The organism is Pseudoalteromonas sp. NJ631 (assembly GCF_000276645.1).
Taxonomy (GTDB): domain Bacteria; phylum Pseudomonadota; class Gammaproteobacteria; order Enterobacterales; family Alteromonadaceae; genus Pseudoalteromonas; species Pseudoalteromonas piscicida.
This window is the reverse complement of record NZ_AKXJ01000005.1, coordinates 242291-261783: the sequence shown is the minus strand read 5'-3', so window position 1 is coordinate 261783 and position 19493 is coordinate 242291. Positions and strand designations below refer to the sequence as shown.

The window sequence follows — 19493 nt, the reverse complement described above, 5'->3', positions numbered from 1 at the left end:
TATGAGTCTAGCAGGCAAAAGCTGGTTTTATGTGGATTATTATGTGATTGCTATGTTGCGCTTACGCACCACGAAACTAAATAATTTTTTCAAATACAGGATTAGCCTAATTGCCGAGTCAGCAAATCACAGATGAAGCAGGCTTCTTATCTGCAACATAGCGATAGTCGAAAATCAGCAACAATGTAGTGCGGGATTTCGGATTGAAATGGATGCTGCAACCCTTACTCTATGGTATAACTCAAACCGTTAAGGATTGTTATGACTTCACTTGCTAACATGCCATTTTCTTTGCTCGAATTAAGTCCTATGAAAGAGCAAGATACCGTTTCACAAACCCTCGCTAACAGCGTGGCTTATGCGCAAAAAGCGGATGATCTTGGTTTTAAACGCTTTTGGATGGCTGAGCATCATAATATGCGTGGCATTGTCTGCGCAGCAACCTCTGTATTGATAGGGCATATTGCTGGACACACTCACAATATTCGGGTGGGCGCGGGTGGCGTGATGTTGCCAAATCATCCACCGTTAGTTGTCGCTGAGCAGTTTGGCACCTTAGAAAGCCTCTATCCAGGGCGTATTGATTTGGGATTAGGGCGCGCGCCTGGTAGCGATCCTATTACCAGCCGAGCATTGCGTCGCGATGACAGACGTGCGGAGCAATTTGACGATGAAGTCGCTGAATTACAAACCTTGCTCGGGCCTTATGATGGTAAATCCTCGGTGCGTGCCATTCCGGGCGAAAATACCAAGGTACCGATTTGGTTGCTTGGTTCGAGCCTTTATAGTGCCCAGCTCGCTGCAAAGCGAGGTCTACCTTATGCATTTGCGGGTCATTTTGCGCCACGATTCGTGCATGATGCTATCGCGCTTTATCGCCGCGATTTCCAACCATCAAAGGTGTTAGATAAACCTTATGTAATGCTTGGTTTACCCGTAGTTGCAGCCGATACCGACGAGCAAGCGCAGTATTTAGCTACCACGTCAAAGCAACGTATCCTAGCATTGATGCGAGGTCAGGCATTATGGTTGAAGCCCCCTGTTGACTCGATGGAGGGTCTATGGAATGCCCAAGAGCAAATGCAAGTCGAAAGCTTTTTAGGGCTATCTGTTGTTGGTAGTCCCGCGACTGTCCACCATAAACTCAGCATGATTAAACGTGAGTTAGCGGTCGATGAGTTTATTTTTACCAACGATTTATACGAGCTAAGTGATAGAAAACATGCGCTTGAAATCTTGGCGAGCTTAATATAGCGGTAATAGGTCCTAAGCAAGCAGCTTAGGTTACACCACTGATTTTAAGAATGATTATAGATAGGCCACGGATGTGGCCTTGTCAGTCTCTATACAAAAAGTACAAAAATCGTACTTTACATAATCACACAAGGAAGGTGAACCGCAACAGATACGCAATCTACACGTGTTCCGACAGCTTGAGGGCGGTTGTTGTACTCTTGCTTCCCTCCCGCGATATTTGGTGTTTGAGCAAGGTTAAGCTGAAGCGACTGAGATGAAAGCGATTTCAAGCTTGTCTTTTTTATTTTTAATTTCATTACTTATTCCTTAGTTATCAATATGTTATTTTAAGTTTATTTACCCACCTTATCCAATTGGGTCGAATCACATTTTCATGTTTTTGCAATGATGTCAAACTTTTGAGTTTTGTGGTTTTTATGTAACTAAATTGTTTTAACCGGGTGTTGTAACCTTGTAAGCTGAACTACATGGATTCTTTAAGTTATGATTACCTAGTAGTCAATAAATAATGGTAAGGAAAAATGATGGATCAAGTTGTACGCGTCGGGGTTGGCGTGGTCATAATGCACGATAATAAAATTTTGCTTGGTGAACGCATCGGTGCTCATGGCGCACATACTTGGGCAACGCCGGGTGGCCATTTAGAGTATGGAGAGGACATTGAGGCATGCGCAATAAGAGAGGTGCGTGAAGAAACGGGGCTAGATGTTGTAAACGTTGAAAAGCTGGGTTTTACTAATGATTATTTTGCCGATGAGCAGAAACATTATGTCACTCTGTTTGTCATGGCAAGGTGCGATACTCATAATGCAGAAGTTAAAGAGCCAAATAAATGCAAACAATGGCAGTGGTTTTCGCTTGATGAATTGCCGCAGCCTCTGTTTTTGCCTTTGGTGAACTTTTTAGAAGAAAACAACACACTTTATCAGAACTAAAATAACAATTGAGGCATAGCATGGAAGAGATAGTCGTTAGATATATTCACTTTATCGGTATTTTATTTTTGGCATCAACGCTCGCGATTGAAAACATACTACTCTCCAAATCAATGAGTAGTCAGAGCATTAAGCGATTAGCAGTAATTGATGGCTTGTATGGTGTTAGTGCGCTTGTAACCCTTGGCGCAGGATTAACGCTATGGTTTGCAGTTGGCAAGCCCAGTGAATTCTATACTAAAAACCCGATTTTCCATGCCAAAGTGGGACTATTTTTGTTAATCGCTTTGTTATCTATCATTCCGACTGTGTTTTTATTGAAGCACCGTAATACAACAGCAGCTAATTTGTCTGTGCCCCAGCGCATCATCGTTATTAAAAGGCTAGAAATGCTGTTACTTTTAGTTTTACCGCTACTTGCTGCGCTTATGGCAAGAGGCTATGGGTTGCCCTCATCATGAAACAAAATATTGTCAATATTGCGCTCGTCGTCAAAGACTACGATGAAGCCATCGACTTCTACGTCAATAAACTAGGTTTTGAATTAATAGAAGACACCTATCAACCTGAGCAAGATAAACGCTGGGTGGTGGTGGCACCGCCTAATTCTCATGGTACCGCGTTACTACTTGCCAGAGCTTCTACGCCAGAGCAGCAGAAGTTTATTGGTGATCAAGCTGGTGGGCGGGTATTTTTATTTTTAAATACCGATGATTTCTGGCGTGATTATGAGCGCATGAAGTCTATTGGCATTCGATTTATTCGCGAGCCACAAGAGCAAGATTATGGCACGGTTGCTGTATTTGAAGATCTCTATGGCAACCGCTGGGACTTATTGCAATTAAACCCTGATCATCCCATGGCGAAGAGATGATCTCAAAGTTACCTAAATGGGTTGAGATAGGCGCTTTTATATTGGCGCTTGTTGCAGGTTTTGTGAATGCAATTGGCCTACTTAGCTTCGAGCACCAATCCGTTTCTCACTTATCCGGCACTGCGACTATGCTCGGAACCAGCTTTTTAGGTGACAATCTTAAAGAAACCCTGCACTTATTTGGAGTGTTACTCGCGTTCTTGCTTGGCTCTGCACTTGCGGGGTTTTTGCTGCATGGCACCGCGTTAAGGCTTGGCAAACATTACGATACCGCGTTGGTGATCGAAGCTATATTGCTTACCGTGTCTCTCGTATTACTGATGCAAGGCTCATTTTATGGTCACTTTTTTGCCTCAGCCGCTTGTGGACTACAAAACGCATTAGCCACCACGTACAGTGGAGCTGTGGTGAGGACAACCCATGTAACAGGAATATTCACCGACTTAGGACTAATGATTGGGGCGCTATGTAGAGGCGAGCCACTGGATACCAGAAAAGCAAAACTGTTTGTGTTAATAATCTCAGGGTTTGTGGCAGGTGGCGTGTTAGGCGCTTGGCTTTATAACAAGTTTTACTTTCAGGCGCTGTGGTTGCCTATAACCATTTGTTTGTTGATCGCAGGTGTTTACCGCTTTGCGCTTAGGGATAAGAGATAGTACACCGTTGCGTTGATGTATCTTAGTTTGGATTATTGACTACTTAATCGACATCGTATAAATTGGCGCGCGATTTTAATTTGGATCTTTCCGCGATGTTTTACATCCTATTTAAGAATTTTGTTAGAAGGCTTTGCTCCGCGCATTAACACGATGAAGTGTTGCTCGGAGCTTACTTTCTAAATCTTCATCAGAGACATTGGCGACTACCTGAATAAAGGTGGACAGCGGCAGTGTATCTGATGATTGGAAAGACGAAGCCGGCGATGATACTTCATCGCCGGCTTTTTTGTGCCCGAAATTCAGTGGCACACGTTTTCGAAATTTTTTGAAACGGGAGGTCGGTATCACAGCCGAACTCCCGTTTTTTATGGATGTAATTTAATGAATTTGTTTTTAAATGACCTGATGACGTCAGGTAGTGACTCGTACAAAGATCAGCTTAATGTTGGCTTTATTTCTTTTGCTTTGCTGAACACTTGCAAGGTAAACGTTTGCTGCGCAAAAAAGGGGTGAAGAGATGTTATTGACTTTATTACTTGCCTTTATTGCGTTTTTAGTTGGCGCCGATGAGCTGATGCTTGGGCCTATTCTTGAACCTATTGGACTCGAATTAGGTGTAAAGCCTGAGCGAGTTACACTGTTTATTACCACTTACAGCGTTGCCCTTGCGATTGTGGCTCCGCTATTTGGGGCACTCTCAGATAAAGTAGGGCGCCGCGCTATCATCTTGCCTGCAATCGTGGTTTTTGGTGGTGCCTCCATCGTGACAGGGCTTGTCACTTCATTTGAGTGGGGGTTGGTTGCTCGTGTGATCACGGGGATTGCCAGTGCTGGCATGCTACCGGTTGCATTTGCCATCGCGGCAAGCTCTGGTGAAGATGCGCTAAAGCGGATCGGTTGGGTGCAAGCAGGCTTAACCCTTGGCATGATCTCAAGTCCTGCGTTTGGCGCATTTTTAACGCATTTAATGTCGTGGCGAGCGGCTTTTGTTGCACTCGGGATCGCCACTTGGGTTGTAGCGTTATTACTTACCGTAAACCGCCATGCGATCCCAAATGACAAAGCTGGAGAAGGCACCAAGATATCGGTCAAGCTATGGCAAATCCCCGGTGTTGTTGGTGCGTTACTTACCATGTGTATTGGTTTAGGTGGTGGTATTGGTTTGTTCAATTTGGTTGGGCAGCATTTACGAGATACACAAGCACTGTCAGTGTGGTTTATTGGTGTACTGTATGCCTTATTAGGCTTAGTGAGTGTTGCTGGAAACTTGATGATGCCAAAACTCGCAACCCATTTTGAAAGTGGGCGGCAGGTGATGCGTGCGTCATTGGTCGTTTGCCTCATCTCCAGCAGCGGTCTTTATTGGTATCAAGGTATCTCTCTTATACCGTTATACTTTTTGATGACACTTTGGGCATTGGCTGGCGGCATTGGTTCACCGGCATTACAGGCATATATTTCAGAACTTTCGCCTGCACATCGTGGTGTACTCATCTCACTGGCCATGAGCATGATGCACATTGGTGTAGCGATTTGGTCTGCAGTCGCGGGTTTTGCATACAGCCTTGGTGTGGCTGCGATGGCGCTGCTTGCTATTATTTTGTTTAGTCTTGCCATTTTGTGTTTGCGCCCCGTAAAAGGCGCATCTATTTAGGAGGTAACTAGCAACTTGCTTAATTTTAGCTTCATAGTTGGGAGCTGAGTTAAGCGAGCTGATTAAACAGGCTGGTGTATGCCAGCCTGTTTGCGTGCAGGTTATTTTTCTGCCGAAAGTCCAAATGCCTTTGCAACACCCAGGGTTGGTAAAAACATATCTGAAAGCGTGATCTCTGCATCAATCCCATAGGTACTCATTAATTGAGCGTTACTGAGTACTTCCTCTGGAGATCCGGTGGCAACCAATTCGCCCTGTTGTAGCAGATATACCTTATCGGCAAAGCTCGCAGCGAGAGCTAAGTCATGTACCACTGCGACTACGCCAGCCCCCTGCTTAGCTATTTGCTGAGCTAGCTTCATGACTTGATACTGATGATATAGATCTAGGCTTGCAGTAGGCTCGTCAATCATCAGGTAGCAGGGGTTGTTCGCATCTAAGGTAGGTAGCAGCTGGCAAAGCACCCGCGCAAACTGAACCCTTTGCTTTTCTCCCCCTGATAGCTGAGTAAAGCACCGCTTTGCTAAATGCTCGACTGATAAAGTTTGCATCGCTTGCTGTGAATACTCACGAAGCGAGTACGGTGTACAATTGTGCTGATGTACATAGTGCGACATATCCACTATCTCTTGCACGCTAAATGGGAACTCACAATCATATTGCTGCGTGAGTACGGCGCGGATATGAGAGAGTGCCAAGGCACTTAAGTCTTGCACTCGTTGTTGATGATAGGTGACATCGCCCTGTGTTAGTGAGGTATCGCCGCACAGCGCCTTGAGTAGGGTAGACTTGCCTGCCCCGTTGGGGCCAAGAACAACGGCAAACTCCCCCGGGTTGATTGAAAAATCAATGTCTTTGAGCAACAATTTTTGCCCCACTTGGACACTGATGTTATGCGCTTCTAACATACTAAAGCTCCTTTATACGATACGTTTTCACCAGCATGATCAGGAAAAAAGGGCCACCTAAAGCGCTGGTGATAAGGCCTATCGGTAATTCTGATGGGAGAATGAGTGTGCGCGCGAGCAAGTCTGCCAAACACAGTAAAATTGCCCCACCCAACATCGAAGCAGGTAACAAATAGCGGTGATCTGGTCCGATTAATAAGCGCACTATGTGAGGAACAATAAAGCCAACGAAACCAATAATACCAGTTAGCGCAACCGCCGCACCGGTGCACAATGCCGTATAAACAAATACCTTCTTTTTTAAACCTACGACATCGACCCCGAGGTGTCTAGCTTGTTGCTCGCCAAGTAAATAGAGGTTGAGCGGTTGAGCTAAGCGGCTAAAACCAAAGCAGCAAGCCAACATTAAACACAGCGATGGGATGATAGTTGTGAAACTATTACCTGCGAGTGACCCCATGCTCCAAAAGGTTAGGTCGCGTAACTGTTGATCTGAGCTGATCAACGTCAGTATTCCGATGACCGCACCAACAATAGCGTTTACTGCTATGCCTGCTAACAACAAACTGACAATTGTGAAGCGATTTCCTTGGCTGGATAAACGGTAGATTAAACTACACACACCAAGACAGCCCAGAAAAGCACCGATTGGCACGGCGTAAATTCCATAATAATCAGCAAATCCACTGAGTAACGTAGAGCCCAATACGATGGTACTAATCGCGCCAAGTGCGGCACCACTAGAGATCCCAATTAACCCTGGATCTGCCAGCGGGTTTCTAAAGATCGCTTGCATTGCTGCGCCGCATGCGCCAAGTCCAGCACCCACCACAATTGCGAGCACCAATCTTGGTAATCTAATTTGCCAGATCACCGCGTGCTCTAAGTTACTTGATTGAGCTGCAAAGAGAATATCCATCAGACGACTGTAGCTAATGCTCACCCCGCCGCTGCTAAGGCCAATGAGGCTCACCACGATACAGCCAATAATCAGTCCCAACAACATCCATTTTCTTGCAACTTCAGCGGGAATTAAAGATTGCTCGAGTGCTAGCATTATAGAGACTCATTTTCTGATGCAGACTGGGCTGCTCTAAATCGATAACCCATAGGCAGTGTGGCGCCTGGGTGGAGTAAGGTCGCCAGCTCAACCACTGCTTGTGGTGTGCGTGGGCCCATACCAAGTAAGTACGTCCCATCGATAAGTATAACTCGGTTGTTTTTAACAGCGTTTGAGAACTTAAAGTGGGGAACTTGGCTTAAATCCGTCGCTTTTTGTGCCCCATGGCGGCCCATACTAATGATGACATCTGGATCCATGGCGATGGCCGCTTCGGTTGCGAGCGGCTTCCAACCGTCAAAATGCTGTGCTGCAACATTAACGCCGCCAGCTGCGTTGATAACCTCATCTGCAGAATTTCCAGCACCCGCAACAATTGGTTGGCCGCTACGCAGGCTCAAAACAAATAATACCTTAGGTTTGTTATTCACTTGTTTCAGGACATGAGTTAAGGCTTTTCTGTCAGCTTGAATATATTCGACTAGCGCTTGGCCTTTATCTTTAACTGCCAGTAATTCGGCGATTGTTGTTATTTTTTCTTCGACACCAGCAAGATCATCGTTATCACTGAAAATATAGGTGGGTAATCCGGTGTCTTGAAGCTGTTTTAATACCTTATCTGGGCCTGTATCTGCTTCACCGAGTAATAAATCAGGACTCAAGGAAAGGATCCCTTCAACGTTGATTTTCCTTACGTAACCGATTTGTGGTTTATCGGTCGCAGCAACAGGAAATACGCTAGTACTGTCCACGCCAACAATACGATTTTCCTCGCCAAGTGCATAAATAATCTCTGTGATAGAGCCACCAGAAACCACGATATTTTTGGCACCTTGATCCGCATAGGTAGGTTGTAGAAGAGAAGTGAGTAGTAGCAAACTAGAAGTTAGCAGTGTCGTAATTTGAGCTTTCATTACAAATCCAAACTTGTTAGTATTTATTGCGAATAGTAACAGTTATCATTTGCTTTTATCAATATGAAATTAATTATCTGCATCACTGTCTCCGCTTTGCTACATGGCTTGTGGTGGTTATTTCCTGCAAGCTCTGCGCTGGTGTGGCAATCAGGCGTTGCTGCAAATGAAGTGAGTAAAGTCACCAAACCACTCATGATTTCGTTTGCGGCACAACCCTCCCAAGAGCCGGCTCCAAAAGTGGTAGCAGAACAAGCGCCATCTGATTTTAATGGCACCACGCATTTACTTAAAAAACCACAAAAGCAAGAGCAGGAAGCCAAGCCTGTGCCCAAACCCAAGCAACAGGCCAATGAACAGCCACAACCTAAAAAGCTTAACAAAGCCATAGAGACTGAGAATAAAAAAACTATCGAAGCGGCAGCGCCTACCTCAACACGAGAAAATACGTCGCGGCAAGAGGTGGCGCAAATGGCCTCAGCTAGGCATCTCAGTGAAGCAAATAGTACCGATGACTCTCCTGTTAAATTAGATGCTTTACCTTTATTCAAAGCACCAAGACCTGCGCTTAGCTACCCACTGCGTGCCAAGCGAAGAGGACTTGAAGGCGTGACAATTTTTGAAATTGAGCTGGATCAAAAAGGTGAGATCGTGAATTTAACTTTGGTTAAAAGTAGCGGTCATCAATCTTTGGACGTGGCTGCTCGCAAGAACGTTGAGCAATGGCAGTTTCATCCAGTTTTTCGTGATGGTAATGCAGTAAAAGCCTTATTTACCGTACCCATTAAATTTTCCCTTTCTTAGAGAGTAATACTACGATGCAGTCTTGGTTTTCCCAACTTGGCCCAATGCAATGGCCATTTTTATGTTTGTCGGTTATTGCGCTTGCAGTGATCATTGAGCGGCTTTGGGTGCTTAGCCGCGCTTGGTTTACCGTTCATGAAATCAAGCGTAAACCCCATTTTTTTCGTAGCAAAGCAGTTGGCGCTTTGCGGTTACAAGGGTATGTTTTTGAGTGGCGTAAGCGGTTAGTGATTTTAAGCATTATCGGCACGCTAAGTCCATTAATGGGACTCTTTGGCACCGTCTGGGGGCTGGTTTTGATGTTTAAAACCATTGCCGAAACTCAGCAAGCTGTAACACCCGCATTATTAGCGGATGGATTATGGGAAGCCATGTATTCAACCATGGCGGGACTGGCGATAGCCATGCCATGTTTACTTATTTATGGTGTTTTGCAAGCGATGGTTGAGCGGTTTCAAAGCGAGCTTGTGCTTTATATGAATACCCAATTTACCTTGGTGGAGGCGGATAATGCTTGAGCTGCCAACACCCAAACCTCAGCACCTAGGCGCTGATTTAACCGCGTTACTCGATGTACTTTTTATCGTCCTTGTATTTTTGCTGCTCAGTGTGGCCGTAAAACTCAACGTCTTGGAGGTCAACTTACCAACAGCGGGAAAAAATGGCGAGGTTGTGCTGGAAAAAACACCTAAGGTTGTAAGTGTCATGTTCAATCATGGTCAAATAGCCTATGCCTTAGACGAGCAGCCGTTTAGCGCGGAAAACACGTTGATACAAGCGCTTGGTCATTTAGACAAGTCAGACGTGATTTATATTGCCGTGGATAAACAAGTACCCAGCGAAGCACTGGTATCACTTTTTGCGCAGCTTAGTAAACTCGAAATTCAAGTAGCGAACTTAATTCTTAAAGGCGAATAAAAATAATTACCATTTAGATTGGTGTGTGTTATATTGCGCCGCGACAATCGCATTTCATCTTGGATGAGCCTGTTTAAATAATACAGGACTAGGGAAGATCAGGGGCAAAGTTGAAGTGCGTGTAAAAAATAACGACACTCGGAGTATTCTTATGCGTTTATCTAAATTAACCCTTTTCATCGCGCTTGCCACTTCTGCCACCTGGGTACAAGCTGCCTCTTCTTCCACTGAGGATGTAGCTCAGTCGCCAGTGGTAAAAACAGACTTAGATGCAGTGACTGTAACGGCAACGCGTACCGCAAAAACCGCATTGCAATCATCACAAGCAGTGAATGTTATTTCAGCTGAACAAATTGAACGAAAATTAGATAGCAGTGTATTTGAGACTTTGGATACCATTCCTAATGTTTCCGCCAATGGTGGACCAAGATCGACAGGGCATAAGTTCAATATTCGTGGCTTTAGCGACGCGGAAGACGTGATGGTGACGATTGATGGTATGCTGCAAACATTTGAAAAATATCGCATGGGTAGCCTGTTCACTGATCCTGAATTATATCGCTCAATAAGCATTAAACGAGGCACGAGCACTGTGCTTCATGGCGGTGGTGCGCTCGGCGGTGTTGTTCAGTTTGAGCTAAAAGACGCCGCTGATTTTTTACAGGATGGTGAAGTCGCTGGTGCTAAAATTAAACTTGGTTATGACAGCAACAACGCTCAAAAGAATGCCTCAGTGATCGCGTTTGCAAGGCCGAATGATTCGCTTGACCTACTTGCTGGTGTGGTAAAGCGCGATAGCGATGATTGGGAGTTGTCTAACGATGAAACTTTGGACAACTCGGCAATTGAAAACAGCTCTGTTCTGTTAAAAGGGGAATACTTCTTAAGCGATGATGCCATTGTGGGGGCAAGTTACACCGAGACCACAGATAATCAGCGAACCGAGTTTAATACAACAGATCCTGGCGCATGGGGAACGGTGTACCGTGAGGTAGAGCAGTCCGTTACTAATCTGAGCTATGAACTCAACCCTGCAAATAATCCCTACCTGAACCTAAGCGCTAAGGCCGGTTATACCAGCAGTCAAGTCACTGAATCCGATGGTGTCGGCATGCTTGAGGACTACATCGGTATTGAATCAAACTATGAATACAACATCACCACTCTGGATGTAATGAATACCAGCGTATTGGACTCACATACTTTAACCTACGGTGTGCAATATACCGATAAAGAGCGAATTGGTGAAAAGACCGCATTACCTTGCTTAAAACTCAACTACGAGACCTATGCCTGCGAGCAATACGGCACGACAAAAGTGACAGCAGAGATGACATCTCAACCGGGTGGTACGCAAAAGCGCTCCGGTGTGTATATCCAAGATGAATTTACTTGGCAGCAACTTACTGTGATCGCAGGGCTTCGCTATGAACGCTATAGCACCTCACCAACAGCTAAATTCCAACAGACGTTTGCAGCATTAGATAGTAAAGTGACACACAGTGATTGGGCGGGTGCCTTGAGCGTAAACTATCAACTGACGCCGCAGTGGGCGGTATTTGCAAACCGCCAAGAAGGTTTCCGTGCACCACTCATTGACGAGTTATACGATCAATACGGTGGCAGACAACCGGGGTTAGCGTTAGACGTAGAATATAGCAACAACACCGAAGTTGGCGTGACCTATCAGGCAAATAACATACTCACTGACAATGACACATTAACTGCGCGTTTTATCTATTTTGATATCACGGTAGACGATGAAATCACGTCAGTCACCAGTAAAGTGGCCAATCCCGTACCTGCACCGCGTTATGCTAATCGCGCTAGCAATGATAGAGATGGCATTGAGCTGGAAGTAAACTTTGCAACACCACGCTTTTACAGCAACTTTTCTTACAGTGACATAGACGGCAAAGATCAAGACAACAAGCCTTTATGGTATTTGCCTGCAGACAAAATGGCTTTGGATTTAGGTGCCTCGTTATTTGATAAAGCCGTTCAAGTTGGTGCACAAATAGTAAGGCGTGGCGATCGTGATGTGCAGGTGATGGACCGCGCAACAAGACAATACTCAACGCAAACACAAAAAAGCTACACCCTGACCGATTTATATGCGAGTTGGGATATTAATGCTGCCTTTAATCTAAGAGTTGCTGTCGATAATGTCTTTAACAAAGAATACAAACTGATGGCTGGTACCGGTGGTGGAATAGGCGATTACGGTTTTGGCCGCAACATTAAAACCCAGATCAGCTGGCGTTTTTAAGGAGAGATCATGAAGCAATTAATTCAAGACTATAAAACCTTGTTAGCGGGTGAGCCAAGACTGCGGCCCGTTGATGCAGCGATGCAACTTGGTGTGAGTGAAGCCGAGTTATTGAATGCCCAACTGGAAGAAGCGGTGACTGCCACGGTAACGCGCTTAGACGAAACGCAGATTGCCGATATCCTCAAAAGCCTGAAAAAACTGGGTAAAGTGATGGCGCTGACGCGTAATGGCAGTGTGGTAAATGAAATTAAAGGGTTATACGAAAAGCTCTATGTTTCGGACAATAATGGCAAACTGAGTGGTATTGCAATCAATCCCGGCGGTATCGACTTGCGGTTATTTTTGTATCGTTGGCAAAGCATATTCTTAGTTGAAACCGAAAGCCACACGAGCTTTCAATTTTTTGATGAAAATGGCCGTGCGGTACATAAGGTTTACACCACGACTGAGTCGGACTTTAATGAACTGGTGAATATAAAAGCGCGCTATCAACTAACATCACAGCGCTCTTTTAGCGTTAAGCCATTTGAACTTGTGGAGCCTGTAATTACCTCGCCGAGCGCTGAGCAACTAGATAACTTTAGGAGTCAGTGGAGTGAGCTTGAAGATGTCCATCATTTTCCAAAGCTTTTAGAGACATACAACTTTGAACGCTTGCAGGCCCTTGAGCTCGTCGGTTCACCATGGAGCTTTGAGCTACAGAGCTTTGACCTTGCTGATATTTTTCAGCAAGCAAAAACGTTTAAGCAAGAGATCATGGTATTCGTTGGCAACCCAGGTGCGGTACAGATCTTCTCTGGAAAGGTTGAAAACCTCAAGCAAGTTGGCCCTTGGTTTAACGTCTTAGATCCTGAGTTTAACCTACATATAAAAGCAGACGATTTGACCCGCGCGTTCGTGGTCAGAAAACCTACGGATAACGGCAATACGGTGGTCACCTCTATTGAGTTTTTTGATGCCAATCGCGAAACGGTATTAACGCTATTTGGCCGCCGCATTGAAGGCAAAAAGCAAACTAGCGAGTGGCAAGCCCTCTGTGAGCGATTGATCCATAAAGGACAAGCTGCAGCGTAATAAGTTCACCGTGTTAGTAGCAAAGCCCTGCTCACAGGGCTTTTTTATTTTTACTCGCTAGGTACTAGGAAGACATAATGAAAGAAAGACAATGTGCAAGACTAATTATCGTCAATGAAAAGCAAGAGTTATTGCTATTTCAGTATCAGGATGAACATCACCATGAAGCATTCTGGGCAACGCCTGGTGGCGAATTACAAGGCAATGAGACTTACCTAGATGCCGCTGCTAGAGAGCTCTATGAAGAAACAGGGTTGGAGCAAGAAATAGGCCCCGTAGTGAAAGAGCGTGAAGCTATTTATGCAGTTGCTCGCTCTATCCCTGCGGTTTGGCAAGAAAAGTACTATCTTATTCGATGCTCAAGTAACGACGAGGTCTTTGCGGCACGTTGGACTGAAGAAGAAAAAGATACAATTCAACAATGGCAGTGGTGGAGCCTTAACGCAATGGCGCAGGCAAATCCAGCGCAATTTAAGCCAGAGTGGTTGCCAAAACTGCTTCGAGCGCTAACCGATAAAAAACCTGAAAAACTATCTTAATTCGCTTTTTTAAAATGTGTTAACCAAGAGGTGGATTAAAGCATTAGTATTGGTTAAATCGTTACGTGAATAGGTTTTAATGTGATCACATAACGGTGGGGGTCACTGTTAATTTTTTTTGTTAATACGCTAGAATTCAATCGCCTTTTTCTCAATAGTTGGCACATTGGGAAACATGCCTCACTACCTCTTTTTCTATATCCGAAGGATGTCAGTCTTGCTTTAGTTTCTGCTATCATAATGGCAAAAAAATCATCTTATGATATGCAGATGGAACTCAAAGAGTTTATCAAATCCGCTCGGAAAAAAGATAAACTCAGTGTTCAGAAGATGGCCGATCTCTCTGGTGTGCCTTATGCTACGATCCGAAAGTTTGAGTCATCTGGTAACATCTCATTGCGGCAGTTTCTTATGCTTTATAAGACTGTCGGTGACTTGAAAAAAGTGAAAGAGCTGACAAAGTTATCTGAGCCTGAATATAAAACTATAGAGGATGTGCTTCGACATGCTTAAATCAGCCTAGTTAAAGCTACGCGTATCATGTGCAGTGTTACTGAGTCTCAAAAGCTTATTAAGCGCTACATTTTTAATTACCTAACGGTTAACCAAGATGATCACAGTAAGAACTTTAGCTTTCTTGCCAGTGACACCGATAACTGGACACTATCGCCTTTCTACGACATTGTTTATAGCCCCAGCCCTTACAAAGAGCATATGACGGCATTTAGCGGGAATGGCCGAACGCCAAAGAGCTCGCTAGACCAGTTAGCTGCTCAGTCTGGGTTATCTTCAAAGAAGGCAATTATGGTGATGGCTGAAGAAATCTTCGAAATAACTCGCTCATTTCGCAATGAAGCCAAAAACTTAGGTTTGTCACATACGCTGATTAAAGAGATTGATAAGGATATAGTCGAAAAGTTTACTATTTTGACAGGGTAATGTGAGCCGAGAAAACTGTAATTTTCTAACCTATCCGACTAAATTAACGTATAAAGTCCATGTGTACTGGAGAATAAATATTCAGTACGAGTAAGAATATGTCAAATCGCTTGGCACTTATACCGTTTATATCCCTTGTTAGTCACACCGCTTAAAGCTAATTCAGATAAATACAGCTCGGCTTAATTAGCAAACAACCTCAAGCAAGAGAGCTTTCGACCAAATACACAAAAAAAGCGTCAATTGACAATTTATCAAATAACAACAATAAGTGATGGTATGTTATAGTGTATCAAATTTTAAATTCCAGAAAATAGAGATACCAGTGAACAAAAAATTACTACTCTCACTCATTTTGGTGGCTAATGGCACTACTGCGCAAGAATCAGCTTCAAATCATAGCCCAAGTGGGGAAATCGAACGTATAGAGATTAAACAGTTTCGTCAGCCCTATCGTGGTAATGTACCTTTAGTTCAAACGCCTCAAGCAGTCGATACCATTAGTTCAGAACTGCTTGAAAGCGAAAGTATTACTCGCTTTATGGAAGCGTTAGAACTCACACCGAGTGTTGTTAGGCAAAATAACTCTGGAGGCATGTTTGATAGCTTTGCTATCCGTGGTTTCTCGGGCGATGAAAATAATCCATCAGGCTATCTTGTCAATGGCTTTAATTCTCGAGGTTACAACGGCAATAGAAGTACAGCCAATATCGAAAGCATTGAAGTCATGAAAGGTCCAGGCTCTGCGTTATATGGGCAAGGGGAGCCCGGTGGCACTATCAATATCATTACCAAAAAGCCTCAGTTCGAAGAGCAAGGTTATATTCAAGCAACGTTTGGTAATTACAGTAAAAAACAGTTTGAATTTGATTACACAAACTCAGCGACCAAAGAAGCTGCCTATCGACTAAATGGCGCATATGAAGATTCAGACACACATAGAGATCATGTTTCAATCAAAAGCTTGCACTTATCGCCGTCAGTACTGTGGAATATTTCTGATGACACGAGTCTGAGCTATGAAATGGAAGTACTCGATCAGAAAAAGCCGTTGGATAGAGGGGTGTATATTCTAAATAATGACTTTGATGACGTTAACACGGACGCTTTTTACGGTGATATTCGTGATGGTGCGCACCAAGTTGAAGCCTTAGGTCATCAGTTAGTGTTAAATCATAAGTTAAGCGATGATTGGCACATACTCACTGGCTTTGCTTATCGAGATTCTTCATTTAAAGGTGTATCTTCAGATACCGAATTGTCAGATGGTCGACAGCTGATATACACAGACGCGAGCCTACTTTCTCGTCAAAGACGTGCTCGAGACTACCAAGCTTTGGATGTTTCTGCGCGTATTGAACTCAGTGGTGAAATTGAATTTGGCAGTGTAAAGCACAACATTCTAGTGGGCGTTGATCACTATAATTTTGACATTGATACTGACTATAAAGTATGGCGTACGGCATGGGGGTCGGGCGATACCACCTATAGCATTAACCCAAATAACCCAGACTACACGCAAACACAACCAGAACCGGTATTAAAAACGTTGACCGAAGAAAACCAAAAAGGTCTAGGTATTTATGCTCAAAACTTGATCGAACTGACTGAAAAATCGAAAGTATTAGTGGGTGTCCGTGTTGATAAATTTGAGCAAGACATTCTTAACCTTCGTAGTGATGAAGCGCAAAGCCAAGAGCAAACCGAGTTTACGCCACGCTTGGGTTTTATTTATAACGCGAATGACAAAGTTAATCTGTACACAAGTTACGCAGAAGGGTTTAGACCAAACCCAGGTTTAGATTCTAATCGTAATGCGTTTGAACCTGAGGAAACTAAATCTTTTGAAATCGGCGCTAAATGGCAAGGTGTTGCGGATCGTTTCTCGGGTAGCATTGCACTTTTTGATGCGCAAAAAACCAATATGCTTACCGCTGAACCTGATACTGGCTTATCGGCAACCTTGGGCGAAGTAGAAAGCCAAGGTATTGAATTTCAATTAACGACTGAGTTAACAGACGAGACTGTACTCGCGCTTGCTTATACTTATACCGACGCAAAAACCGCAAATGATGTGATTAATGCAGACTGGGGCGTGCCTATCCCCAAAGGCTCACGTTTGATCAATATTGCAGATCATATTGGTCATGTTTCACTAAAGCATTACACCACTTTTTTAGGAAAAGAATCTTATCTTGGAGCAACTGTGAATTATGTGGGTGATCGTCTGGGCGAAACAACAGACGCAAACTTCATTTTGCCATCCTATACGCTAGTTAATTTATCGGCATCGGTCGAATTAAATGACAAGGTAAGTGTGAAACTAGACATCAACAACCTGTTTGATAAGACCTATTTTGAAAACTCCTATCACAAACTATGGACCATGCCGGGATCACCTACAACATACAGCGCAAGTGTGAAGTATCAGTTTTGATCCCTAATAAGAGCGTAAAGTCTTAGCATATTTTAAGTCTTCTGCTTGTCGAGAGTAACAGTCTGAGTCATTTTACTTGGACTGTTTTTTCGTTTTTAACACGAGAAAGAGTGTAATGAATAATCTGCAAAACAGTAAAACACGGTTGTCTTCTATCGATATACTGCGTGGCATCGTGATGTTATTTATGTTGGTTGACCATGTGAGAGAGCGGTTTTTCTTGCATGTACCAGTTCTTGATCCAATGGACATTCATACTACGAGTCCAGATCTGTATTTTACCCGGTTAAGTGCCCATTTTTGTGCGCCCATTTTTGTCTTTTTGACAGGTTTATCGGCTTGGTTGTATGAAAACCCCGCAAGCGGTGCGAAGCGGTCGGCCCAATCATTTCTTTTAAAGCGTGGCCTATTTTTAATTTTACTTGAAATGACACTGGTTAATTTTTCTTGGTTTGGCGCGTATCAAACACTGTACTTGCAAGTTATTTGGGCAATTGGTGTCAGTATGGTGGTATTGGCACTGATGGTCGCTTTACCTCGTAGTGTGATAGCAATATTGGGTGTAAGTATTGTGGCTGGTCATAATTTATTGTCGCCCATCGAGTTTGCACCGAATGAAATAGGCTATACCGTTTGGACGATTCTGCATGACCGAGGTTATTTAGTCGCAGATGCTGTTGTTAACGTAAAAGCGTCTTATCCGGTTTTACCTTGGATTGGCGTTATCTTGTGCGGCTATGCGGTAGGGCCTTTATTTTCAGGCTCAGTGTCATCGCAGGCACGTAAAACCATTTTATTGCAAAGTGGCACAGCTCTGTTAATTGGTTTAGTGATCCTAAGAGGATTAAATCTATACGGAGAAACGCTTGATTGGTCTCAACAGGCAACAATACTTCTCACCACAATGGACTTTTTTAACTTTACCAAATATCCACCATCTCTCGACTTTATTTTACTTACCTTGGGAGTTGGTGCATTCGTATTAACGTTTTTAGAGACTAATGCGCTCAGAGTATTGGAGCCGGTTCGAGTATTAGGGTCAGCACCGATGTTTTTCTACATTACGCACCTATACGCGCTACTTGCGCTTAGTATATTGGCACAATGGCTATTTGGTGCGAATCAGCACTATGGTAGCAGTCAAACTGCATATTTTGGCTTTTATCATGTTTGGCAGATATGGCTATTCGCAATGTTTTTAAGCGTGCTTTTATACCCATTATGTAAATGGTTTGCAGGTTATAAACGGAAAACATCAGCGCGATGGGTAAAGTATTTTTAAATATCAAAATACTGTTTAAGTTTTTATTTTTCGTATAAACGAAGCGGATAACAGACGAGCGGGTAGCAGACACCCATCATAATATAGATGCGAATTGTGGTGGGTGTCTTAGCCTCTTCTTACATTCCCAAACATTTTTAGAGTTTATGCCTTCACTTTTGGTTAAGGAGTAAGGACGCGTAAGGACGGGTGTCACGGTTAAACATGACGTTGTTATACAACTTTTAACTCATGAGTCCAATCTTTCCATGAAATCGACTTGCCCGGTAATGCTATTTTTGAGAAAGGCCACACTGATTGAAGCCAATTTAAGACAGTCTGATAAAGTACTTTTTCTAACGCAATACTATCATCTCGAATCCACAAGTAGACTTCGCAGTCATAATTTAGTGATCGGCTTGGATCTATATAAACAGAGCCTAGGCATTTTTCCTTTGAATTGTTAAATATGGAATATGCAAAAGCATCCCTTGATTCAAATTCTTGTTTATGAATTTTTAAGCTTTCTATATTTTCCTCTAGGGTCATATTAACTTTAGGCCACTCAGTTTCAGGGCCAAATATTCCTTGTAGCCTTTTTTGACTGGATATTACTGCTTCAAAGTCTAACTCAGCAACTTCTTCTTCAAGAACTCTGAAGTGAAAATTTTCACTATCAAAAAACGTCGGAGGCTTGAACGATTCAGGAATAAATGGATTGGGCATACTCTGGGCTATCCGTAGTTGTATAACAATTTAGTATCTATATGACATGCAGTTTGTGTTGCATACTCGCTTGTTGGACTGAGCCGCCACCTGCTCGGTGTGTCAGAGTTGGTGTCGTTTATGCTATGGCTTACTTAGAAAAAATAGGCTTTTTGGAGGCTTTAGCGCTCTTAGCTAGTTTGAACAGCTAATCTATTATTAATTAAGCTTTCCCTGCATCGCTCAGCGTTTATTATGTGCTCATTACACCTAAATTTGGCGA

Annotated in this window: 22 protein-coding genes; 16 read left to right on the top strand and 6 right to left on the bottom strand. The window is 43.6% G+C overall.

Annotation, left to right across the window (positions count from 1 at the left end):
* Positions 1–261: 261 nt before the first annotated feature.
* Positions 262–1254: an LLM class flavin-dependent oxidoreductase gene (locus A587_RS0111460; RefSeq protein ID WP_017217710.1), complete on the top strand. Its 993-nt coding sequence runs from the start codon at positions 262–264 to the stop codon at positions 1252–1254.
* A gap of 116 nt (positions 1255–1370) precedes the next feature.
* On the opposite strand, the gene A587_RS0111455 is transcribed toward A587_RS0111460, so the two are convergent.
* Entirely contained in the window at positions 1371–1553 is a 183-nt protein-coding gene (locus A587_RS0111455; RefSeq protein ID WP_017217709.1) for a hypothetical protein, read from the bottom strand.
* 228 nt (positions 1554–1781) lie between these two features.
* On the opposite strand from A587_RS0111455, the gene A587_RS0111450 reads away from it, so the two are divergent.
* The 4 genes from A587_RS0111450 to A587_RS0111435 are packed head-to-tail and all read left to right on the top strand — an operon-like array spanning position 1782 to position 3722.
* On the top strand, positions 1782–2192 hold the full coding sequence (locus A587_RS0111450; protein ID WP_017217708.1) for a nucleotide triphosphate diphosphatase NUDT15: 411 nt from the start codon (positions 1782–1784) through the stop codon (positions 2190–2192).
* A 20-nt stretch (positions 2193–2212) separates the two neighbouring features.
* Complete coding sequence (locus tag A587_RS0111445; RefSeq protein ID WP_017217707.1) at positions 2213–2653, top strand: DUF2214 family protein; 441 nt, start codon at positions 2213–2215, stop codon at positions 2651–2653.
* Positions 2650–3066, top strand: a complete 417-nt coding sequence (locus tag A587_RS0111440; protein WP_017217706.1) for a VOC family protein — start codon at positions 2650–2652, stop codon at positions 3064–3066. The genes A587_RS0111445 and A587_RS0111440 overlap by 4 nt, the downstream gene beginning before the upstream one ends.
* On the top strand, positions 3063–3722 hold the full coding sequence (locus tag A587_RS0111435; protein WP_017217705.1) for a YoaK family protein: 660 nt from the start codon (positions 3063–3065) through the stop codon (positions 3720–3722). Before A587_RS0111440 ends, A587_RS0111435 begins: the two co-directional genes overlap by 4 nt.
* A gap of 123 nt (positions 3723–3845) precedes the next feature.
* Here the strand turns inward: A587_RS0111435 and A587_RS25015 are convergent, their stop codons facing one another.
* Positions 3846–4034, bottom strand: a complete 189-nt coding sequence (locus tag A587_RS25015) for a hypothetical protein (protein WP_138527129.1) — start codon at positions 4032–4034, stop codon at positions 3846–3848.
* 208 nt (positions 4035–4242) lie between these two features.
* Between A587_RS25015 and A587_RS0111430 the strand changes: the two genes are divergently transcribed.
* The gene (locus A587_RS0111430) at positions 4243–5379 is read left to right on the top strand and encodes an MFS transporter (RefSeq protein WP_017217704.1); all 1137 of its coding nucleotides are present in this window, start codon (positions 4243–4245) and stop codon (positions 5377–5379) included.
* A 101-nt stretch (positions 5380–5480) separates the two neighbouring features.
* Here A587_RS0111430 and A587_RS0111425 read toward each other — a convergent pair whose 3' ends face one another.
* The 3 genes from A587_RS0111425 to A587_RS0111415 are packed head-to-tail and all read right to left on the bottom strand — an operon-like array spanning position 5481 to position 8261.
* Positions 5481–6287: a heme ABC transporter ATP-binding protein gene (locus tag A587_RS0111425; protein ID WP_017217703.1), complete on the bottom strand. Its 807-nt coding sequence runs from the start codon at positions 6285–6287 to the stop codon at positions 5481–5483.
* Between the two features lies 1 nt (position 6288).
* Positions 6289–7344: a FecCD family ABC transporter permease gene (locus A587_RS0111420; RefSeq protein WP_017217702.1), complete on the bottom strand. Its 1056-nt coding sequence runs from the start codon at positions 7342–7344 to the stop codon at positions 6289–6291.
* Positions 7344–8261 carry a heme/hemin ABC transporter substrate-binding protein gene (locus A587_RS0111415; RefSeq protein ID WP_017217701.1) on the bottom strand — a complete coding sequence of 306 codons (918 nt, stop codon included), beginning with the start codon at positions 8259–8261 and terminating at the stop codon, positions 7344–7346. Before A587_RS0111415 ends, A587_RS0111420 begins: the two co-directional genes overlap by 1 nt.
* A 63-nt stretch (positions 8262–8324) precedes the next feature.
* On the opposite strand from A587_RS0111415, the gene A587_RS0111410 reads away from it, so the two are divergent.
* From A587_RS0111410 to A587_RS0111365, 10 genes are all read left to right on the top strand, one after another.
* Positions 8325–9065, top strand: coding sequence for an energy transducer TonB (locus A587_RS0111410; protein ID WP_017217700.1), 741 nt, complete (start codon positions 8325–8327; stop codon positions 9063–9065).
* Positions 9066–9079: 14 nt separating this feature from the next.
* A complete protein-coding gene (locus A587_RS0111405) occupies positions 9080–9583 on the top strand; it encodes a MotA/TolQ/ExbB proton channel family protein (protein WP_010370061.1) in 504 nt (167 codons plus the stop codon).
* On the top strand, positions 9576–9983 hold the full coding sequence (locus tag A587_RS0111400; protein ID WP_017217699.1) for a biopolymer transporter ExbD: 408 nt from the start codon (positions 9576–9578) through the stop codon (positions 9981–9983). Before A587_RS0111405 ends, A587_RS0111400 begins: the two co-directional genes overlap by 8 nt.
* Positions 9984–10134: 151 nt before the next feature.
* Positions 10135–12252, top strand: a complete 2118-nt coding sequence (locus A587_RS0111395; RefSeq protein ID WP_017217698.1) for a TonB-dependent receptor domain-containing protein — start codon at positions 10135–10137, stop codon at positions 12250–12252.
* 9 nt (positions 12253–12261) lie between these two features.
* Positions 12262–13329: a hemin-degrading factor gene (locus A587_RS0111390; protein ID WP_017217697.1), complete on the top strand. Its 1068-nt coding sequence runs from the start codon at positions 12262–12264 to the stop codon at positions 13327–13329.
* A gap of 77 nt (positions 13330–13406) precedes the next feature.
* The gene (locus A587_RS0111385) at positions 13407–13868 is read left to right on the top strand and encodes an NUDIX hydrolase (protein WP_017217696.1); all 462 of its coding nucleotides are present in this window, start codon (positions 13407–13409) and stop codon (positions 13866–13868) included.
* A gap of 240 nt (positions 13869–14108) precedes the next feature.
* Positions 14109–14381 carry a helix-turn-helix domain-containing protein gene (locus tag A587_RS0111380; RefSeq protein ID WP_017217695.1) on the top strand — a complete coding sequence of 91 codons (273 nt, stop codon included), beginning with the start codon at positions 14109–14111 and terminating at the stop codon, positions 14379–14381.
* On the top strand, positions 14382–14807 hold the full coding sequence (locus tag A587_RS24500) for a HipA domain-containing protein (protein ID WP_332306258.1): 426 nt from the start codon (positions 14382–14384) through the stop codon (positions 14805–14807).
* Positions 14808–15132: 325 nt separating this feature from the next.
* The gene (locus A587_RS0111370) at positions 15133–17244 is read left to right on the top strand and encodes a TonB-dependent siderophore receptor (protein ID WP_017217693.1); all 2112 of its coding nucleotides are present in this window, start codon (positions 15133–15135) and stop codon (positions 17242–17244) included.
* A gap of 115 nt (positions 17245–17359) precedes the next feature.
* Positions 17360–18526 carry a DUF1624 domain-containing protein gene (locus A587_RS0111365; RefSeq protein ID WP_017217692.1) on the top strand — a complete coding sequence of 389 codons (1167 nt, stop codon included), beginning with the start codon at positions 17360–17362 and terminating at the stop codon, positions 18524–18526.
* Between the two features lie 213 nt (positions 18527–18739).
* Here A587_RS0111365 and A587_RS0111360 read toward each other — a convergent pair whose 3' ends face one another.
* On the bottom strand, positions 18740–19231 hold the full coding sequence (locus tag A587_RS0111360) for a hypothetical protein (protein WP_017217691.1): 492 nt from the start codon (positions 19229–19231) through the stop codon (positions 18740–18742).
* Positions 19232–19493: the final 262 nt, after the last annotated feature.